Origin of the sequence: Rhodococcus sp. NPDC056960, assembly GCF_042674125.1 — a bacterium.
Taxonomy (GTDB): Bacteria; Actinomycetota; Actinomycetes; order Mycobacteriales; family Mycobacteriaceae; genus Rhodococcus_F.
Window position 1 is genome coordinate 1 of sequence record NZ_JBHURF010000016.1, and the last position, 16442, is coordinate 16442.

Below are 16442 nucleotides of genomic sequence, written 5' to 3' on the forward strand. Positions count from 1 at the left end.
TGACATTCATCGACACACTGTTGAGTTCTCAAAGAACACGCACACACCATCACCACCGAAGAATCAACTTCGGCCGCTCCGGGGCAACCGTTCCAACTTATCTCCTGCCGCGTCCCGGCGCAAACCGGGGCGATCAGGACATCTCGAAAGCGTCGAACCAGGTTCGGTACCCTCGGGAAGTTCAGGCGCCTGCGTCCAACCTCGTGTCCCCGGCCTCTCGGTCGGGGTTGGTGTCCGTGTCGCTCTGACCTGGAATAAGTTACGCGACGGGAAACGGAGCGTCAAATCCCCAGGTCACAGGCATCCGCTATGTAAAATCCGCAGGTGGCCCGCGCTGCGCGGGGGCCACCGAGCCGCGGTTCGCCGAATTACGCCTGTGTGACCCGCCGCACGCTAGTTCGACAGGATCTTGATGCCGGCGAAATTGCGCTTTCCGCGGCGAATCACGAGCCACGTTCCGTGCAGCCGATCGGTTGCCTCGGGAATCCAGTCCTCGGACGAGATCTTCTGGTTGTTGACCGAAGCGCCGCCTTCCTTGATGGTGCGGCGAGCCGCACCCTTGCTCTCACACAAACCGCTGAGAACCAGAAGGTCGACGATGCTCGAAGGCTCCCCCGGCGCAAGTTCCGCGACGGATGCCTCGCGAAGGGCAGCGGCCAGCGTCGACTCGTCCAGGTCCTGCAGTTCCGCTCGGCCGAACAGTGCCTGACTCGCGAGCTCCACGGCACGAGTGTTGGCCTCACCGTGTACCAGGGTCGTCATCTCCGCGGCGAGCCTGCGCTGCGCCTCGCGTGCATGTGGCCGCTCGGCCGTCGCAGTCTCCAGTTCCGCCAGCTCCTCGGCGGTGAGGAAGGTGAACCACCGCAGGTACTTGATCACGTCGGCGTCGCCGGTGTTCACGAAGTACTGGTACCAGGCGTAGGGACTCGTCATCTCGGGGTCGAGCCACAGGCTGCCGCCGCCCGTCGACTTTCCGAACTTCTTGCCGTCCGCGGACGTGACGAGCGGGACGGTCAGCCCGTGCACCGACTCGGCGTCGATGCGACGGTTCAGCTCGACGCCGGCGATGATGTTGCCCCACTGGTCGGACCCGCCGACCTGCAGCGAGCAACCGTGACTGCGGCGCAGGTGCAGGTAGTCGTTGGCCTGCAACAGCATGTAGCTGAACTCGGTGTAGGACATGCCGTCGGATTCGAGACGCCGCTTCACGGTGTCCCTCGCCAGCATCACGTTGACGGAGAAATGCTTGCCCACGTCACGAAGGAAGTCGATGGCGGACAGCTTGCCCGTCCAGTTCATGTTGTTCTCGATGACCGCGCCACTCGGCGAATCGTCGAAGTCGACGAACCGTTCGAGCTGACCTCGAATCCGGTCGGCCCACTCGGCGACCGTATCGGCGGAGTTCATCGTCCGCTCGCCGACGTCGCGGGGATCGCCGATCAGGCCCGTCGCTCCACCTGCCAGGACGATGGGGCGGTTGCCCGCACGCTGGAATCGCTTGAGCGCGAGCAGAGGAACGAGATGGCCGGCATGCAGACTCGGCCCGGTCGGGTCGAATCCGGCATAGAGCGTGACCGGTCCGGCGTCGAGATCACGGCGCAGCACGTCCAGATCGGTTGATTGGGCAATGAGCCCGCGCCAGGTCAGTTCGTCGATGATGTTCTCAGTCACGCGTTCGATCATCCCATCTGCTCGCCGGCGGGCATCGCACGCGGGCTTCTCCGGTACGCGGACACGGCAGGCGACTCCGGAATCCAGAGGCGCCACGGACGGTCGGCGGCCGTGCTGACCCCGACCCGCGGACCACTGACCCAGCCGTCCGACTCGGCGACCTCCAGCCGAACCGGCGAGTCGGCGGCGAACAACGCCGCACCGTTCTCCGCGAGGGTCACGCCGGTCGCCGACCCGAGATTGCCGGGGCCGCGCGCCCAATCCGCTGGTCGGGTGACGCGCGGCCGGCGGGCCCGGACGGCCCCGCTCCCGCCCAGCACCTCACCCGCACGAAGGAGCACTCCACCCGCAGTCCCGACGGGTCCGTACGACACGTTCATGCAGAAATGCATGCCGTAACTGCGGTAGACGTACAGGTGGCCGGCGGGTCCGAACATCACCTCGTTCCGCGGTGTCCGCCCCCGGTACGAGTGGGATGCCGGATCCGGCCACGGGCCGTCCTTCTCCCCGCCGTACGCCTCCACCTCGACGATGCGGATGCGCACGTCGCCGACGATCAGTGTCGAACCGAGGACGATCTTCGCGGCGTCGACGGGTTCCGCCCGGGCAAGTCGATCGATGGTCACGCCCCGATTCTCCACACCGTTGACGTGGCCACCGAAACGGTCGCATAATTCATCAAGCAATGAATTCACCCTGTGATGAATTGAGGCACGCCATGAGCGGCAGCCCTGCGATCGACATTCGAGATCTGCGTGTACGGCGAGGGAAGAACGAAGTACTCCACAGCGTCGACCTCGAGGTCCCGAGCGGATCCATCACCGGCCTCCTCGGACCGTCGGGTTGCGGGAAGACCACCCTGATGCGCTGCGTGGTGGGTACCCAGATCGTGGAATCCGGGACGGTCACCGTGCTGGGCTCCCCCGCCGGTTCGGTGTCGTTACGGAGCCGCGTCGGTTACGTCACCCAGTCGCCCAGCGTGTATGCCGACCTCACGGTGAAGAAGAACGTCGCCTACTTCGCGGCGCTCTACGGTCAGCCGTCGAGCGCCGTCATCGAGGCCGTCGACGCGGTGGGGCTGACCCGCTTTGCAACACAGAAGGCGGCGGATCTGTCGGGAGGTCAGCTCGGACGGGTCTCCCTCGCCTGCGCCCTGGTGGCCCGCCCCGAACTCCTCGTCCTCGACGAACCGACGGTCGGACTCGATCCACTCCTGCGCGTCGAACTCTGGGAGCGATTCGAAGCTCTCGCCGACGCCGGCACCACCCTCCTCGTGTCGAGTCACGTCATGGACGAAGCGGAACATTGCGCGTCACTACTCCTCATGCGCGACGGCTACGTTCTCGCGCAGGTCTCCCCCAACGAACTCCGGGAGCAGACCGGTGAGACCAGCCTCGAAGACGCTTTCCTGAACCTCATTCGAGCATCACATGTCGGGAGCGAGAACTGATGAACATCACGATCTTCGCGGCCACCACCGGCCGGATCCTCGCGCAACTCCGCACGGATCACCGCACCGTCGCCATGATTCTGGTGGTGCCGAGTCTGCTGATGGTGCTGCTGTACTTCCTGTACCAGAACGTGCCGGCGCCGCCCGGTCAGCTGTCGCTGTTCGAGCGCGTCGCGATCACGATGCTCGGCATCCTCCCGTTCGTCGTGATGTTCCTCGTCACCTCGATCGCGATGCAACGCGAACGGACGTCGGGAACGCTCGAACGCCTGCTCACGACGCCGATGGGCAAACTCGACCTGCTCGGCGGCTACGCGGCTGCGTTCTCCACCGCCGCGGCCGCGCAAGCGGCACTCGCCTGCATCGTCTCGTTCGGATTCCTCGGCCTCACCACCGAGGGCAGCGTCACGTGGGTACTACTGATCGCCGTCCTGAACGCGATACTCGGCGTGGCGCTGGGCCTGCTGTGCAGCGCGTTCGCGCGCACCGAGTTCCAGGCGGTGCAGTTCATGCCGGTGGTCGTCGTACCCCAACTGTTCCTGTGCGGGCTGCTCGTTCCGCGCGATCAGCTCCCCACGTGGCTCGAGTGGATCAGCAACGTCCTCCCGCTCAGCTATGCCGTCAACGCGCTCCAGCAGGTCGCCACCCATCCCGGAGCGACGGGCGACATGTGGCGCGACCTGGCGGTGGTCACCGCCTTCGCGCTGCTCGCGCTGTCGCTGGGGGCCGCAACGCTGAGGCGCCGCACCCCATGACCGACCCCGCAACACCCGAAGAAGCGGCCCCCGCCCTGCGTACGGGACGCCGTCCGGGCAACCCGGACACGCGGTCGCGAATCCTGGTGACGGCCCGGAAACTGTTCGCACAGAACGGATTCGACAAGACGAGCGTGCGATCCGTGGCCGGCGGCGCCGGTGTCGACTCCGCCTTGGTCCACCACTACTTCGGCACCAAGCGTCAGCTGTTTCTCGCCTCCGTGGACATTCCCGTGGATCCGACGCAGGTGATCGCGCCGGTGCTCGACGGCCCCACCGACGAAATCGGACGCCATCTCGCGCGTGCCGTGCTCTCGGTGTGGGAGTCGCCGCACCGGCCGGCCGTCGTCGCGGCGTTCCGGTCCGCGATGTCGGGAGACGAACCCACTCTGATCCGCACGTTCCTGCTGGAGGTCGTGCTCCGGGACCTCGGTCCGCGGGTCGACGACCCGCCCGGGACCGGGATGCTCCGCATGCAGTTGGTGGCATCCCAGATGGCCGGTGTCCTGGTGACTCGGTATGTCCTCGAATTCGAGCCACTCGCGTCGCTGCCCGTCGACGACCTGATCGCGATCATCGCTCCGACGTTGCAGCGCTACCTCACCGGCGATCTGCCGATGTGATCAGTCCTCGCCGGCGGCCCGGGCCAGAAGCGTGGCGTGCTCGTCCTCGCCGACGTCCCGAGCCTCGTCGATGAGGAGGACGGGAATCCCGTTCTCGATGGGATACGCCCGCCGGAGCCGAGGGTTGTAGAGCAGCTCGTCTCCGACCAGCAGCAGAGGTCCCTTGTCCTGTGGGCACGCGAGAATGCCGAGCAGTGTCGGATCAATAACCACGGAAGTCCTCTCCAACCGTTCGGGTGAGCAGTGTCAGGTTACCGCGCGCCGGCAGGCACTCCGGCCGAGCCGTCCTGGAACTCCGCGGCGATCGCCTTCGTCAGCCGCTTGTACTGCTGCGAGCCCGGATCGAGGTACCACACACGAGTTCCCGGTTTCGGAAGCCCGGCGGCACTCAAGGCCTCGGCGTTCGGGCGGTAGGAGGACCCCAGCGGGATGTCCGCCACCACCTGGACGAGGTCGGGTCGCAGCGCGGGCGGAAGCTCGTCGAACGCCTGGGCGATTTCGGTAAGCCTCGGTGGCCGGCCCTCCCGCACAGTGAACGCCGCGACGGCCAGCGTCCGGCCACCCACCTCGACGCCATACGCGACCGCGAGATCGACGTGATCGACGGAGCCGAGCGCGTCGACGATCGGCTGCGTGAAGACGGGTCCTCGCGGTGTGGCGATCACGGTCTTCCTGTGATCGACCAGCCAGTAGTCCCCGTCGGCATCGCGGCGGAAGAGGTTCTCCGTCGGAATCCACGCGTCGCCCGCCGCGAAGATTCCCCGCATCGCTCCACCGGACATCTCCGCATGGACGCCGGCCCTGCCGAGAAGCAGACCCACCTCGTCGTCCAGGCATTCCCGGATGAATCCCTGCTGGTCCTCCAGCAGCCGGCCGGCGATCGGGTCGTAGGCGGCGAGACGCACCGCCGCACTCCCGGGAAGGGGGCGCCCCTTGGACCCGACCTTCGCGCCGGCTACGTTCGCGAGTACCACGTCGCCCTCCGTCGAGGCGTAGAACTCGAGGACCTTCGCCGGGGCGAACCGCTCGGTCGTGCGGCGCCACAACCCCTGCGGCATACCGGATCCGATGAACAGCCGGACGGGATGGCTGCCATCGAGCGCGAGGTTCTCCGCGTCGAGGATCTCGCGCATCATCGTCCACGTGTAGCTGACCACCGTCACGCCGTACCGGTGGACTTCCTCGGCGAACCGTTCCGGGTCGAGTCCGCGCGACAGCGCGATCCGGGAGCCACCCGTCACCGCGCCACCGATCGCGGCGAGCAGGCTCGACGAATGATGCAGCGGCGCAAGGCAGTACACGGTGTCACCGCGGTCGAGGTCGGCCGCGGAGGCCGTCCCGAACGCCGACAGCGCCCACCGGTAGTTGGTGATCTGCTTGGTCTCCCAGTGCCCGTTGGACTCGCTGCAGATGATGAACGCCAGTTCGCGCGCAAGACCGGGATCGGGCCGGTACCAGCCGGGAAGGGTCACGGTTCCGGGATCGATCTTCTCGAGATCCACGACGTCGGCCGAGGCGTGCACGTCGAGGTCACGCTGGGCGCCGCCGCCCAGTACCAGCACCTGCATGCCGGTCGCGATCGCCGCATCCAGATTCTCGGGGTCGGTGACGACGCGCTCGACGCCGTCGATGCGGAGAGCGGTATGGACCTCGCGGCCCGGCGGCAGGAGAACCGCGACGGCACCGAGACGGGACAGCGCGACGATGGCGGCGAGTGCACTCGGGCGCGTCTGCATCATGACGCCGACGTGCGAGGCGGGGCGGACACCGGCCTGGATCAGGCCACGCACCACGTTGTCGATCCGCTGGTTGACCGCCTCGTAGGTGTGGACGCGGTTGTCGAAGAGGAAGCACTCGCCGCCCGGCGCCTTCCGGCGTTGTTCGGCCAGCAGTCGGCTGAGCGAAATCTGGGTGTGCGGCTGGATCTGCCCGAGCCGTGCCAGCCGCGGCAGGGCGCGGGTGGCCTCGCCGGACAGCTCGACGGTTCCCCGCAGCGCGCCCGATGCGAAGTCGCTGATCCCCTTGCCGACACCGACACCGACCTCGGCGACCGAGGCAACGGTGTGGATGATGCGGTCGCTGATGGAGACTCCGGACTCGCTACCGAAGTGCTCGTCGTAGCGCATCAGATCGATGTCGGCGGGCCGCGCTCCGAGCCCCTCGTTCCACAGCACCCACTTGCCGGTCGTGGGCCACGTGTGGGTCGCCGCCGACGAACCGACCACGAGGCCGAAATGCCCCGCTCTCAAAGTCGATTCGTACACGTTCGCTCGTGGCGCGGCACGACGGATGCCGCGGACGGCCAACGGTTGACCGATGTCGTCGACCTCGCCGACGAACGCGAGGATGGGGCAGGTCAGTTCGGCGAGCGAGACCACCTGGTCCTTGATCACGAACCCGCCGGTCATCATGCGGTTGTGGACGATGAATTGGGTGAGCAGCTCGGCGACGGCCGGACCGGACCACGCCACCCAGCCGTCGGTTGCGAGGAATCGCCGCTGCTGCTCCCGCGGCAGGAGCGCTTCCCTGTCGTGCAACTGACGAAGGAAGTCGAGCCGCGACTTCAGGGTCTTGACGGGATCGAGGAGCTGAAAACCGGTGCGCGCCATCCACCCCGACACCGCGAGGCGGTTGAAGACGTGGTCGGCGAGGAAACCGGCGGCGTCGGTGGCGAAACCTGCGGGTATGCCGAACGGCAGCCCGGCGAGCGTGTCGACCGGACTGCCGAACGTGACCAGGCCGGCGATGTCGCGGCTTCGGCGATAGGCCGCCGCCTGGTACGCGAACATGCCGCCCTGCGAGTAGCCGGAGAGGTAGACGTCCCGGCCCGTGTGCGCCCGCACCTGGTCGATGATCTCGCTGATCGCGATGATGTGGTCGGCGAGAGTCCGATCCCAGCCCCCCTCTTCGGAATCCGGCGATCCGAAGTCGACCACCCACGGGTCGATCCCCATTCCGCGGAGGATGCCGACCGCCCCCTGATCCCGCGTGACGTCGTACACGTCGGCCGACATCATCATCGGCGGAATCAGGACGATCGGGGGCCCGGCGTCGGCGGGGTCCGTGTCGGGGAAATACCGCCGCAGCCGATACATAGGCGCGCGTTCGACCACCTCGAACGGCGAAGTGGTGAGGTCTGTCTCGAGTCCACCGAGACGGACCACCTCCAACCCGTTCTGCGCCGTCGCCACCACGCGACGGATCGGGCCCATCACCGTTTCGGTATTCAATCCCACGAATACTCTCCCAGACTCTCGCTCCGCGACGCAGTTCGCACTGCCGCCCGCCCTCACCCTACTGCGCTCGACGCGTCACAAAGCCCTGATCCGGGCCGTCCGGCACCGGTGTCATCGACACCATTCGCGCAGCGACTCCGACAACCCGCGGACCCCGCCCAACTGTTCGGCGACACGGATACCGGCCGTACCGCCGCGGGCGTTACGCGAGGCGATCGAGCCCTCGACGGTGAGCACCTCGCGCACGTCCGGAGTGAGCGCCGCGTCGACCCCGGCGAGTTCCTCGTCGGTGAGGTCCTCGAGCCCTGCACCCCGCGCCTCGGCGACGCGGACACACGCCCCCGCCGCCTCGTGCGCAACCCGGAACGGGACCCCCTGCCGCACGAGCCACTCGGCGATGTCGGTAGCCAGCGTGAACCCTGCCGGCGCCAGTTCCGCCATTCGGTCCGTGTGGAATTCGAGGGTGGAGACGAGCCCGGTGATCGCCGGGAGCAGCAACTCGAGCTGCGCTACGGAATCGAAGACCGGCTCCTTGTCCTCCTGCAGATCCCGGTTGTACGCGAGCGGCTGCGCCTTCAGGGTCGCCAGCAGGCCGGTCAGGTTGCCGATCAGCCGACCCGACTTGCCGCGGGTGAGTTCGGACACGTCGGGGTTCTTCTTCTGCGGCATGATCGACGAGCCGGTCGACCAGGCGTCGGCGAGCGTGATGTACCCGAATTCCGGGGTGCTCCAGAGGATGACCTCCTCGGCCATCCGCGACAGGTCGACGCCGATCATCGCGAGGACGAACGCCGCCTCGGCCGCGAAATCCCGCGACGACGTGGCGTCGATGGAGTTCTCGGCCGAAGAATCGAACGCAAGCTCCGCGGCGATGGCCTCGGGATCGAGCCCCAGGGACGAGCCGGCCAGCGCGCCGGAACCGTACGGCGACACGGCCGCTCGCACGTCGAAGTCCCGCAACCGCTGTACGTCACGGAGCAACGGGTGCGTGTGCGCCAGCAGATGATGCGCGAGCAGAACCGGCTGCGCCGCCTGCAGGTGCGTCTTGCCCGGCATCACCGCCGACGGGTGCGCCGCCGCCTGCGTCGCGAGAGCGTCGACGACGTCGAGAACGCCCTCCGCAACCCGGCGGACCGCATCCCGCAGCCACATCCGGAACAGCGTCGCCACCTGGTCGTTGCGCGATCGCCCGGCACGCAGGCGACCCCCGACCTCCGGACCGACCCGATCGATCAGGCCACGCTCGAGTGCCCCGTGCACGTCCTCGTCGGATTCGCTCGGGACGAAGTCACCGCTCGCGACGTCGGCCGCGAGCCGGCCGAGACCGTCGAGCATCGTCGCCAGATCGTCGTCACCGAGCAGGCCGGCCTTGTGCAGCACCCGGGCGTGCGCCTGGGACGCGCGCACGTCGTAGGGCGCCAGCACCCAGTCGAAGTGGGTGGACTTGCTCAGCGCCGCCATGGCGGCCGCCGGTCCGGACTCGAACCGGCCGCCCCACAGGGCGCCGGTCACGGTCGCACCCTGACGAGGCGCACCTTCGTTGGTGCCGTGAGCACTCATGCCTAGAGGCCCAGATCGCGCTTCGCCGCGACCTTCGAGGACAACCCGTGGATCTGCACGAATCCCTTGGCGTAGGACTGGTCGAACGTGTCGCCCTCGTCGTAAGTGGCCAGGTTGAAGTCGTACAGCGACTCGTTGCTGCGTCGGCCGTTGACGATGATCGCACCCCCGTGCAGCACCAGCCGGATGTCGCCGGAGACGCGTTCCTGGGTCTTCTCGATGAACGTGTCCAGTGCGACCTTCAGCGGCGAGAACCACAGGCCGTCGTACACCAGCTCGCTCCAGCGCTGCTCGGTCTGCCGCTTGTAGCGGCCGAGTTCGCGTTCCTGCGTGACGTGCTCGAGTTCCTGGTGGGCGTTGATCAGCACCATCGCGCCGGGGGCCTCGTAGATCTCACGGCTCTTGATGCCGACGAGACGGTCCTCGACGACGTCGAGACGGCCGACGCCCTGGGCGCCGGCGCGGCGGTTGAGTTCCTGGATGGCTTCGAGGACGGTGACCGGCTTGCCGTCGATCGCGACCGGGCGGCCCGCCTCGAAGCTGATGATCAGCTCGTCCGGGGCCTGCCAGTTGACGGTCGGATCCTGGGTGTAGTCGTAGACGTCCTTGGTCGGCGCGTTCCACAGGTCCTCGAGGAACCCGGTCTCGACGGCGCGTCCCCACACGTTCTGGTCGATCGAGAACGGCGACTTCTTGGAGACGCTGATCGGGATCTCGTTCTCCTCGGCGAACGCGATCGCCTTCTCGCGGGTCCACGCGTAGTCACGGACCGGCGCGATCACGTCGAGGTCGGGGGCGAGCGACCCGAAGCCGACCTCGAACCGAACCTGGTCGTTGCCCTTGCCGGTGCAGCCGTGCGCAACCGTGGTGCCGCCGTGGGCCCGGGCCGCCTCGACGAGGTGCTTGACGATCAGCGGTCGGCTGATGGCCGACACCAGCGGGTAGCGGTCCATGTACAGGGCGTTGGCCTGGATGGTCGGCAGGCAGTATTCGTCGGCGAACTCGTCGCGCGCATCGACCACGACCGATTCGACCGCACCGCAGTCGAGTGCACGCTGACGCACGACCTCCATGTCCTCGCCGCCCTGGCCGAGATCGATGGCGACAGCAACAACTTCCTTGCCCGTCTCCTTGCCGATCCAGCTGATGGCGACTGAGGTGTCCAGCCCGCCCGAGTAGGCGAGTACGACGCGATCGGCCATGGTCCTTGTGCTCCTTAGGTTGAAGATCTGTAGAGATGATTCAGTTGTCAGGCGAGGGATTCGATCTTGGCCGCGAGTTCCGCCCCGCTCAGCGGCTCACGTGCCACCACGAGAACGGTGTCATCCCCCGCGATGGTTCCCACGACGTCAGGTAATGATGCCCGATCGAGTGCACTCGCCAGATAGTGCGCTGCCCCCGGAGGAGTTCGCAGCACCGCCATGTTGCCACTGGAGTCGGTCGACACCAGTAACTCCCCCAGCAACCGAGACAGCCGGTCGGTTCCGCCGGAGACCCCGCGGACGGGATTTCCGTCCTCGGGCACCACGTACACGCCGGCGCCGCCGTCCGCGGCGCGGAGCTTCACGGCACCCAATTCCTCGAGGTCACGCGACAGCGTGGCCTGCGTGGCATCGATGCCTTCGGCCGCGAGCAGTGCCGCGAGTTCCGTCTGACTGCGGACGGGATTGTTCGACAGGATCGCGACGATGCGCGCCTGCCGTCCTGCCCGGGTCGGTGCCGTCGCCGGGTTCGCGGCGCGCGGACTCTGCGGCTGAGCCGCACCGGGACTCTGCGGCTGAGCAGTCACGGACGGTCACCGGTTCGTTGTGCGAGCAGCCACACCAGCAGCGCCTTCTGCGCATGGAGGCGATTCTCCGCCTCGTCCCAGACGACGCTCTGCGGTCCGTCGAGAACCTCGTCGGTGATCTCCTCGCCGCGGTGGGCGGGCAGGCAGTGCAGGACCACCGCGTCGGCGTCGGCCTTCGCGAGCAGTGCGGCGTTGATCTGGAAGGGACGGAACGGACCGACCCGGTCGAGTCCGTCGTTCTCCTGACCCATCGACGTCCAGGTGTCGGTCACGAGCGCGTCCGCGCCGACGACCGACGCCTGCGGGTCGTCGGTGAGGGTGATGGTCGCGCCGGTCTCCGCTGCCCGCGTCCGGGCGGCCTCGACCACCCACGGCAGGGGTGCGAACCCCTCGGGGCTGGCGATGGTCACGTGGACGCCTGCGGTCACACCACCCAGCATCAGCGAGTGCGCCATGTTGTTGGCGCCGTCGCCGAGGTAGGTGAGCTTCAGCCCCGTCAGCGATCCCTTCCGCTCCGCGAGCGTCTGCAGGTCCGCCAGGACCTGGCACGGGTGGAATTCGTCCGACAGCGCATTGACGATCGGCACGCTCGCGCCGGAGGCCATCGCCTCGAGCCGCTTCTGCCCGAACGTGCGCCACACCACCGCGTCGACGTACCGGGACAGGACGCGACCGGTGTCCTGCAGCGTCTCCTCCCGGCCGAGCTGGGTGCTGCGCCCGTCGACGACGATCGCGTGCCCGCCGAGTTGCGCGATACCCATCTCGAACGAGAACCGCGTGCGCGTCGAGTTCTTCTCGAAGATCACGCCGACGCCGCGGGGTCCTTCGAGCGGGCGTTCGGCGAACGGGGCCTTCTTCAGTCGGGCGGCGAGCTCGAGGACCTCGGCCTGCTGCGCAGGGGTGAGATCGTCGTCCCGGAGAAAGTGCTTCATGTCCGTCGTCACTGCTTTCCCGGCTGAGCGGCCGATTGCGCGTTGTCGAGAATCGCGGGCAGCGCCGCGACGAAGGTGTCGGCCTGCTCGTCCGTCAGGACCAGCGGCGGAGCCAGCCGCACGACACCCGGTTGTGCGGCGTTGACCAGGTATCCGGCCTCGCGCGCGGAGTTCTCCACCGCGGGGGCCACGTCCTCGGTGAGGACGATGCCGAGCAGCAGTCCGGCGCCCCGGACGTGGTCGACGAGCGGATGGCCGAGGCCCTCGATGCCGGCCGACAGCGACTTGCCGAGCGTGTCGGCGCGGGAGATGAGGTCGTCCTCGGCGATCGTCCGCAACACGGCGAGGGCTGCCGACGCGCAGACGGGGTTCCCGCCGAATGTGGTGCCGTGCTTGCCCGGGCCGAAGAGGTCTGCGGCCGCACCGGTCGCGATGCACGCACCGATCGGCATCCCGCCGCCGAGACCCTTCGCGAGGGTCATGACGTCGGGGACGATCCCGACCGACTGATGCGCGTAGAACCAGCCCGTGCGGCCGATCCCGGTCTGCACCTCGTCGAGCACGAGCAGCGCACCACGATCGGCGGTGATCTGCCGTGCGCCCACGAGGTACCCCTCCGGCGGAACGACGACACCCCCCTCGCCCATCATCGGCTCCAGGAACACGGCCGCGGTGTCGGCGTCGACGGCACGGTCGAGAGCGTCGAGGTCGCCGTACGGGATGTGCTCGACACCCGGGGGCATCGGCTCGAACGGCAGGCGCTTGGCGGCCTGCCCGGTGAGCGCGAGAGCGCCCATCGTCCGGCCGTGGAAGGAGTTCTCGGCCGCGATGATCTTCGATCGGCCCGTGGCCCGCGCGAGCTTGAAGGCCGCCTCGTTGGCCTCCGTCCCGGAATTGCAGAAGAAGACGCGTCCGGGGGCACCCAGGTGGGAGAGCAGCTTCTCGGCGAGTTCGATTGCCGGTTCGCTGGCGTACAGGTTGGACACGTGCCCGAGGGTCGACAGCTGCGCCGTGACGGCCTCGATGATGGCCGGGTGAGCGTGTCCGAGGATGTTGACGGCGATGCCCGCGAGGAAGTCGACGTACTCCTTGCCGTCGGCGTCGGTGAGCACCGCGCCCTGACCGCGCGTCAGGGCCACCCGGGGGACGCCGTACGTGTTCATCAGAGCGCCGGACCAGCGCTGCTGGAGTTCCGGGGTTCCGGTCATGGGGCTACTCCCTCGGTAGGTGACGTCGGGCCGGGCGTGACCATCGTGCCGATGCCCTCGCCCGTGAACAGTTCGAGCAGAACGGAATGCGCGACGCGGCCGTCGATGACGTGCGCGGTGGGCACTCCGCCGCGGACCGCGCGCAAGCACGCCTCCATCTTGGGCACCATGCCGGCGTCGAGGCTCGGGAGCAGTTGAGCGAGCGCGTCCACGTCGATCTCGGTGGCCAGCGAATCGCGATCCGGCCAATTCGTGTACAGCCCTTCGACATCCGTGAGGACCACGAGCTTCTCGGCGCCGATCGCCTCGGCGAGCGCGGCGGCGGCGGTGTCCGCGTTGATGTTGTGCACCACACCGTCCGAGTCGGGGGCGATGGTGGACACCACCGGTATTCGGCCCGCGCGGATCAGGTCGAGGACGGCCTCCGGGTTCACGGTCGTCACGTCGCCGACGAGGCCGATGTCGGTCGGCGTGCCCTCGACCATCACCGTGCGCTTGGTGGCGGTGAAGAGGTGCGCGTCCTCACCGGAGATGCCGACGGCATACGGTCCGTGCGCGTTGATCAGCCCGACCAGTTCGCGGCCGACCTGGCCGAACAGCACCATCCGGACCACGTCCATCACCTCGGGGGTGGTGACGCGGAAGCCGCCCTTGAATTCCCCTGTCATGCCGAGCTTTCCGAGCATGGCATTGATCTGGGGGCCGCCGCCGTGCACGACGACCGGTTGAATGCCGACCGTCCGCAGAAACGCCATGTCGGCGGCGAACGCCGTCTTCAGCGCGTCGTCGACCATCGCGTTGCCGCCGTACTTCACGACGACGACCTTGTCGCGGAACTGTTGCAGCCACGGCAGCGCCTCCGCCAGAACGTGCGCCTTCTGGTGATCGGTGATGCCGATGAGCGCCTCACTGGTCGCCGTCATGACGAATACGCCGAGTTCTCTTCGACATACGCGTGCGAGAGGTCGGTGGTCCGGATGGTCACCGCGTGCTCGCCCAGCCCGAGGTCGATGTCGAGCGCGATGTCCATGTCGCTCAGGTCCACGTCCCGCGCGCCCGGTGCACCGACGCCGTCGATGCACACCGGCGCGCCGTTGAACGACACCGAGATCCTGTCGGGGTCCAGTTCGATCGGCGCGATGCCGATCGCGGCCAGTACCCGGCCCCAGTTGGGGTCGGAGCCGAACAGTGCCGTCTTGACGAGGCTGTCCCGGGCCACCGTCCGGGCGCCGATCAGGGCGTCGTCCTCGCTGACCGCGCCGCGGACCGTGACCCGCACCCGCTTGGTGACGCCCTCCGCGTCGGCCATCATCTGGTCTGCCAGATCGTCGCAGACGGCCGTCACGGCCGCATCCAATTCTTCCTGGGTCGGTGTCACGTTGCTCGCACCGGACGCGAGCAGCAGCACCGTGTCATTGGTCGAGGTGGCTCCGTCGACGTCCAGTCGATCGAACGTCACCCGGGTGGCGGCACGCAGCGCGGCGTCGAGTTGCGCCGCCGTCGCCACGGCGTCGGTGGTCACGACACACAGCATGGTCGCCAGCGACGGTGCCAGCATCCCGGCGCCCTTCGCCATCCCGCCCACGTTCCATTTGCCCGCGTGGTGCAGGGCGGCCTGTTTCGGCACCGTGTCGGTGGTCATGATCGCGTAGGCCGCGTCGGTTCCGCCCGAGATTCCCCCGGCGAGTTCGTGCACCGCCTCCGTCACGCCCGCCAGGACCTTGTCCATGGGCAGGCGGTCGCCGATGAGCCCCGTCGAACACACCGCGACCTCGACGGCGCCGGTCTCGGTGCCCCAATTGCTCAGCGCCGACGCCACTTCCTCGGCCGTCTTGTGCGAGTCCTGGAATCCGCCGGCACCGGTGCACGCATTGGCCCCACCGGAATTGAGCACCACCGCGCGCAGCCTGCCGGTCGTGAGCACCTGCTGCGACCACAACACGGGGGCAGCCTTCACCTTGTTCGCGGTGAAGACGCCGGCGGCCGCGAGCTCGGGTCCCTCGTTGACGACGAGGGCCAGGTCGGCGTTGCCGTTCGCCTTGATTCCCGCCTTGATCCCGGCCGCACGGAAGCCCGCGGGCCCCGACACTCCCTGGCTTCGGACCAGGGTGCCGCCGGCAACCTCCCGGGTCGGGTGCGTATCGATCGTGCTGTCACTGCTCACGGGGCAACTCCCACTGTCGAGAGACCGGCGGTCTCGGGTAGGCCAAGCGCAAGATTCATCGATTGCACCGCTCCCCCGGCGGTGCCCTTCGCGAGGTTGTCGATCACTGCGATCACGACGATCTGACCGGCGTCCGCGTCGACCGTCACCGCGATCTGGACCGCGTTCGATCCGACCACCGCGCCCGTCTGCGGCAGCACGCCCTGGGGCAGCACGTGCACGAACGGCTCGTCCGCATAAGCTTTTTCGTAGATCGCGCGCACTTCGTCCTCGGACGCGGTGGTGGCCGCGGTGCACGTGGCGAGAATGCCGCGCGGCATCGGCGCGAGCACGGGGGTGAACGACACCGTGACGCGCTCACCGGCGAGTTCGGAGAGATTCTGGATGATCTCCGGCGTGTGGCGGTGCACGCCGCCGACACCGTAGGCGCGGACCGAACCCATCACCTCGGAACCGAGCAGATCGGCCTTGGGCGCGCGCCCTGCACCGGAGGCGCCGGTGACGGCGACGATCGTGACCCGCGGTTCGACGACACCCGCCGCGACCGCCGGCGCCATCGCCAGGCTGGACACCGTCGGGAAGCACCCGGGGACGGCGATACGCGTGGCACCGGCCAACTTCTCCCGGGCGCCGGGGAGTTCCGGAAGTCCGTACGGCCAGCTACCCGCGTGTGGGCTCTTGTAGTACCGCTCCCAGTCCTCCGCATTCGTCAACCGGAAATCGGCGCCGCAGTCGATGATGACCGTGGACTCGGGCAGCGACTTCGCGTACTGCGCCGAATTGCCGTGCGGCAGACCGAGAAACACGACGTCGTGCCCGGCGAGGGTCTCGACGGTGGTGTCCTCGAGCACCCGGTCGGCGAGGGGCAGCAGGTGCGGATGATGTGAGCCCAGCGTCGATCCGGCGTTGCCGCCGGCGGTGAGCGCGCCGATGACGAGCGAGCCGTCGGCATACGACGGGTGCCCCAGTAGCAGGCGCAGCACTTCGCCACCGGCGTATCCGCTCGCGCCGGCGACGGCGATCCTGATCGGTTTTCCCGCGTGCTCAGTCATAC

Annotated in this window: 15 protein-coding genes; 3 read left to right on the forward strand and 12 right to left on the reverse strand. The window is 68.1% G+C overall.

The genetic code is table 11. The features are described from left to right. Nucleotides 1–393: 393 nt before the first annotated feature. On the reverse strand, nucleotides 394–1671 hold the full coding sequence (tyrS, locus tag ACFTWF_RS24870; RefSeq protein ID WP_378463830.1) for a tyrosine--tRNA ligase: 1278 nt from the start codon (nucleotides 1669–1671) through the stop codon (nucleotides 394–396). 8 nt (nucleotides 1672–1679) lie between these two features. Further along, a complete protein-coding gene (locus ACFTWF_RS24875; protein WP_378463831.1) occupies nucleotides 1680–2297 on the reverse strand; it encodes a DNA-3-methyladenine glycosylase in 618 nt (205 codons plus the stop codon). 92 nt (nucleotides 2298–2389) lie between these two features. Here ACFTWF_RS24875 and ACFTWF_RS24880 point away from each other — a divergent pair, with 92 nt between their 5' ends. Genes ACFTWF_RS24880 through ACFTWF_RS24890 form a run of 3 tightly spaced genes read left to right on the forward strand, consistent with a single transcriptional unit; the run spans nucleotide 2390 to nucleotide 4499 of the window. Next, a complete protein-coding gene (locus ACFTWF_RS24880; RefSeq protein WP_378463832.1) occupies nucleotides 2390–3121 on the forward strand; it encodes an ABC transporter ATP-binding protein in 732 nt (243 codons plus the stop codon). Beyond that, nucleotides 3121–3876: an ABC transporter permease gene (locus ACFTWF_RS24885; RefSeq protein WP_378463833.1), complete on the forward strand. Its 756-nt coding sequence runs from the start codon at nucleotides 3121–3123 to the stop codon at nucleotides 3874–3876. The genes ACFTWF_RS24880 and ACFTWF_RS24885 overlap by 1 nt, the downstream gene beginning before the upstream one ends. Then, nucleotides 3873–4499: a TetR family transcriptional regulator gene (locus tag ACFTWF_RS24890; protein WP_378463834.1), complete on the forward strand. Its 627-nt coding sequence runs from the start codon at nucleotides 3873–3875 to the stop codon at nucleotides 4497–4499. Before ACFTWF_RS24885 ends, ACFTWF_RS24890 begins: the two co-directional genes overlap by 4 nt. On the opposite strand, the gene ACFTWF_RS24895 is transcribed toward ACFTWF_RS24890, so the two are convergent. The 10 genes from ACFTWF_RS24895 to argC form a co-directional block, all read right to left on the reverse strand. Further along, complete coding sequence (locus tag ACFTWF_RS24895; RefSeq protein WP_378463835.1) at nucleotides 4500–4712, reverse strand: Trm112 family protein; 213 nt, start codon at nucleotides 4710–4712, stop codon at nucleotides 4500–4502. A 38-nt stretch (nucleotides 4713–4750) separates the two neighbouring features. Then, on the reverse strand, nucleotides 4751–7735 hold the full coding sequence (locus ACFTWF_RS24900) for an acyl-CoA synthetase (RefSeq protein WP_378463836.1): 2985 nt from the start codon (nucleotides 7733–7735) through the stop codon (nucleotides 4751–4753). Nucleotides 7736–7846: 111 nt separating this feature from the next. After that, on the reverse strand, nucleotides 7847–9295 hold the full coding sequence (argH, locus tag ACFTWF_RS24905) for an argininosuccinate lyase (protein WP_378463837.1): 1449 nt from the start codon (nucleotides 9293–9295) through the stop codon (nucleotides 7847–7849). 2 nt (nucleotides 9296–9297) lie between these two features. After that, nucleotides 9298–10497 carry an argininosuccinate synthase gene (locus tag ACFTWF_RS24910; protein WP_378463838.1) on the reverse strand — a complete coding sequence of 400 codons (1200 nt, stop codon included), beginning with the start codon at nucleotides 10495–10497 and terminating at the stop codon, nucleotides 9298–9300. A gap of 47 nt (nucleotides 10498–10544) precedes the next feature. Further along, nucleotides 10545–11084 (reverse strand): arginine repressor, encoded by a 540-nt coding sequence (locus ACFTWF_RS24915; protein WP_378463839.1) that lies wholly within the window; start codon nucleotides 11082–11084, stop codon nucleotides 10545–10547. Then, nucleotides 11081–12016, reverse strand: a complete 936-nt coding sequence (gene argF, locus ACFTWF_RS24920; protein ID WP_378463840.1) for an ornithine carbamoyltransferase — start codon at nucleotides 12014–12016, stop codon at nucleotides 11081–11083. The genes ACFTWF_RS24915 and argF overlap by 4 nt, the downstream gene beginning before the upstream one ends. An 8-nt stretch (nucleotides 12017–12024) precedes the next feature. After that, entirely contained in the window at nucleotides 12025–13224 is a 1200-nt protein-coding gene (locus ACFTWF_RS24925) for an acetylornithine transaminase (RefSeq protein WP_378463841.1), read from the reverse strand. Beyond that, nucleotides 13221–14147, reverse strand: a complete 927-nt coding sequence (argB, locus tag ACFTWF_RS24930; RefSeq protein WP_378463842.1) for an acetylglutamate kinase — start codon at nucleotides 14145–14147, stop codon at nucleotides 13221–13223. Before argB ends, ACFTWF_RS24925 begins: the two co-directional genes overlap by 4 nt. Then, nucleotides 14144–15388, reverse strand: coding sequence for a bifunctional glutamate N-acetyltransferase/amino-acid acetyltransferase ArgJ (argJ, locus tag ACFTWF_RS24935; RefSeq protein ID WP_378463843.1), 1245 nt, complete (start codon nucleotides 15386–15388; stop codon nucleotides 14144–14146). Before argJ ends, argB begins: the two co-directional genes overlap by 4 nt. Beyond that, on the reverse strand, nucleotides 15385–16440 hold the full coding sequence (gene argC / locus ACFTWF_RS24940; RefSeq protein ID WP_378463844.1) for an N-acetyl-gamma-glutamyl-phosphate reductase: 1056 nt from the start codon (nucleotides 16438–16440) through the stop codon (nucleotides 15385–15387). Before argC ends, argJ begins: the two co-directional genes overlap by 4 nt. Nucleotides 16441–16442: the final 2 nt, after the last annotated feature.

Coding starts and splice junctions, on each gene's coding strand:
- argH (WP_378463837.1), bottom strand. CDS start 9,295: ATGAGTGCTCACGGCACCAACGAAGGTGCGCCTCGTCAGGGTGCGACC.
- argB (WP_378463842.1), bottom strand. CDS start 14,147: ATGACGGCGACCAGTGAGGCGCTCATCGGCATCACCGATCACCAGAAG.
- argC (WP_378463844.1), bottom strand. CDS start 16,440: ATGACTGAGCACGCGGGAAAACCGATCAGGATCGCCGTCGCCGGCGCG.
- ACFTWF_RS24890 (WP_378463834.1), top strand. CDS start 3,873: ATGACCGACCCCGCAACACCCGAAGAAGCGGCCCCCGCCCTGCGTACG.
- ACFTWF_RS24880 (WP_378463832.1), top strand. CDS start 2,390: ATGAGCGGCAGCCCTGCGATCGACATTCGAGATCTGCGTGTACGGCGA.
- ACFTWF_RS24910 (WP_378463838.1), bottom strand. CDS start 10,497: ATGGCCGATCGCGTCGTACTCGCCTACTCGGGCGGGCTGGACACCTCA.
- argF (WP_378463840.1), bottom strand. CDS start 12,016: ATGAAGCACTTTCTCCGGGACGACGATCTCACCCCTGCGCAGCAGGCC.
- ACFTWF_RS24925 (WP_378463841.1), bottom strand. CDS start 13,224: ATGACCGGAACCCCGGAACTCCAGCAGCGCTGGTCCGGCGCTCTGATG.
- ACFTWF_RS24885 (WP_378463833.1), top strand. CDS start 3,121: ATGAACATCACGATCTTCGCGGCCACCACCGGCCGGATCCTCGCGCAA.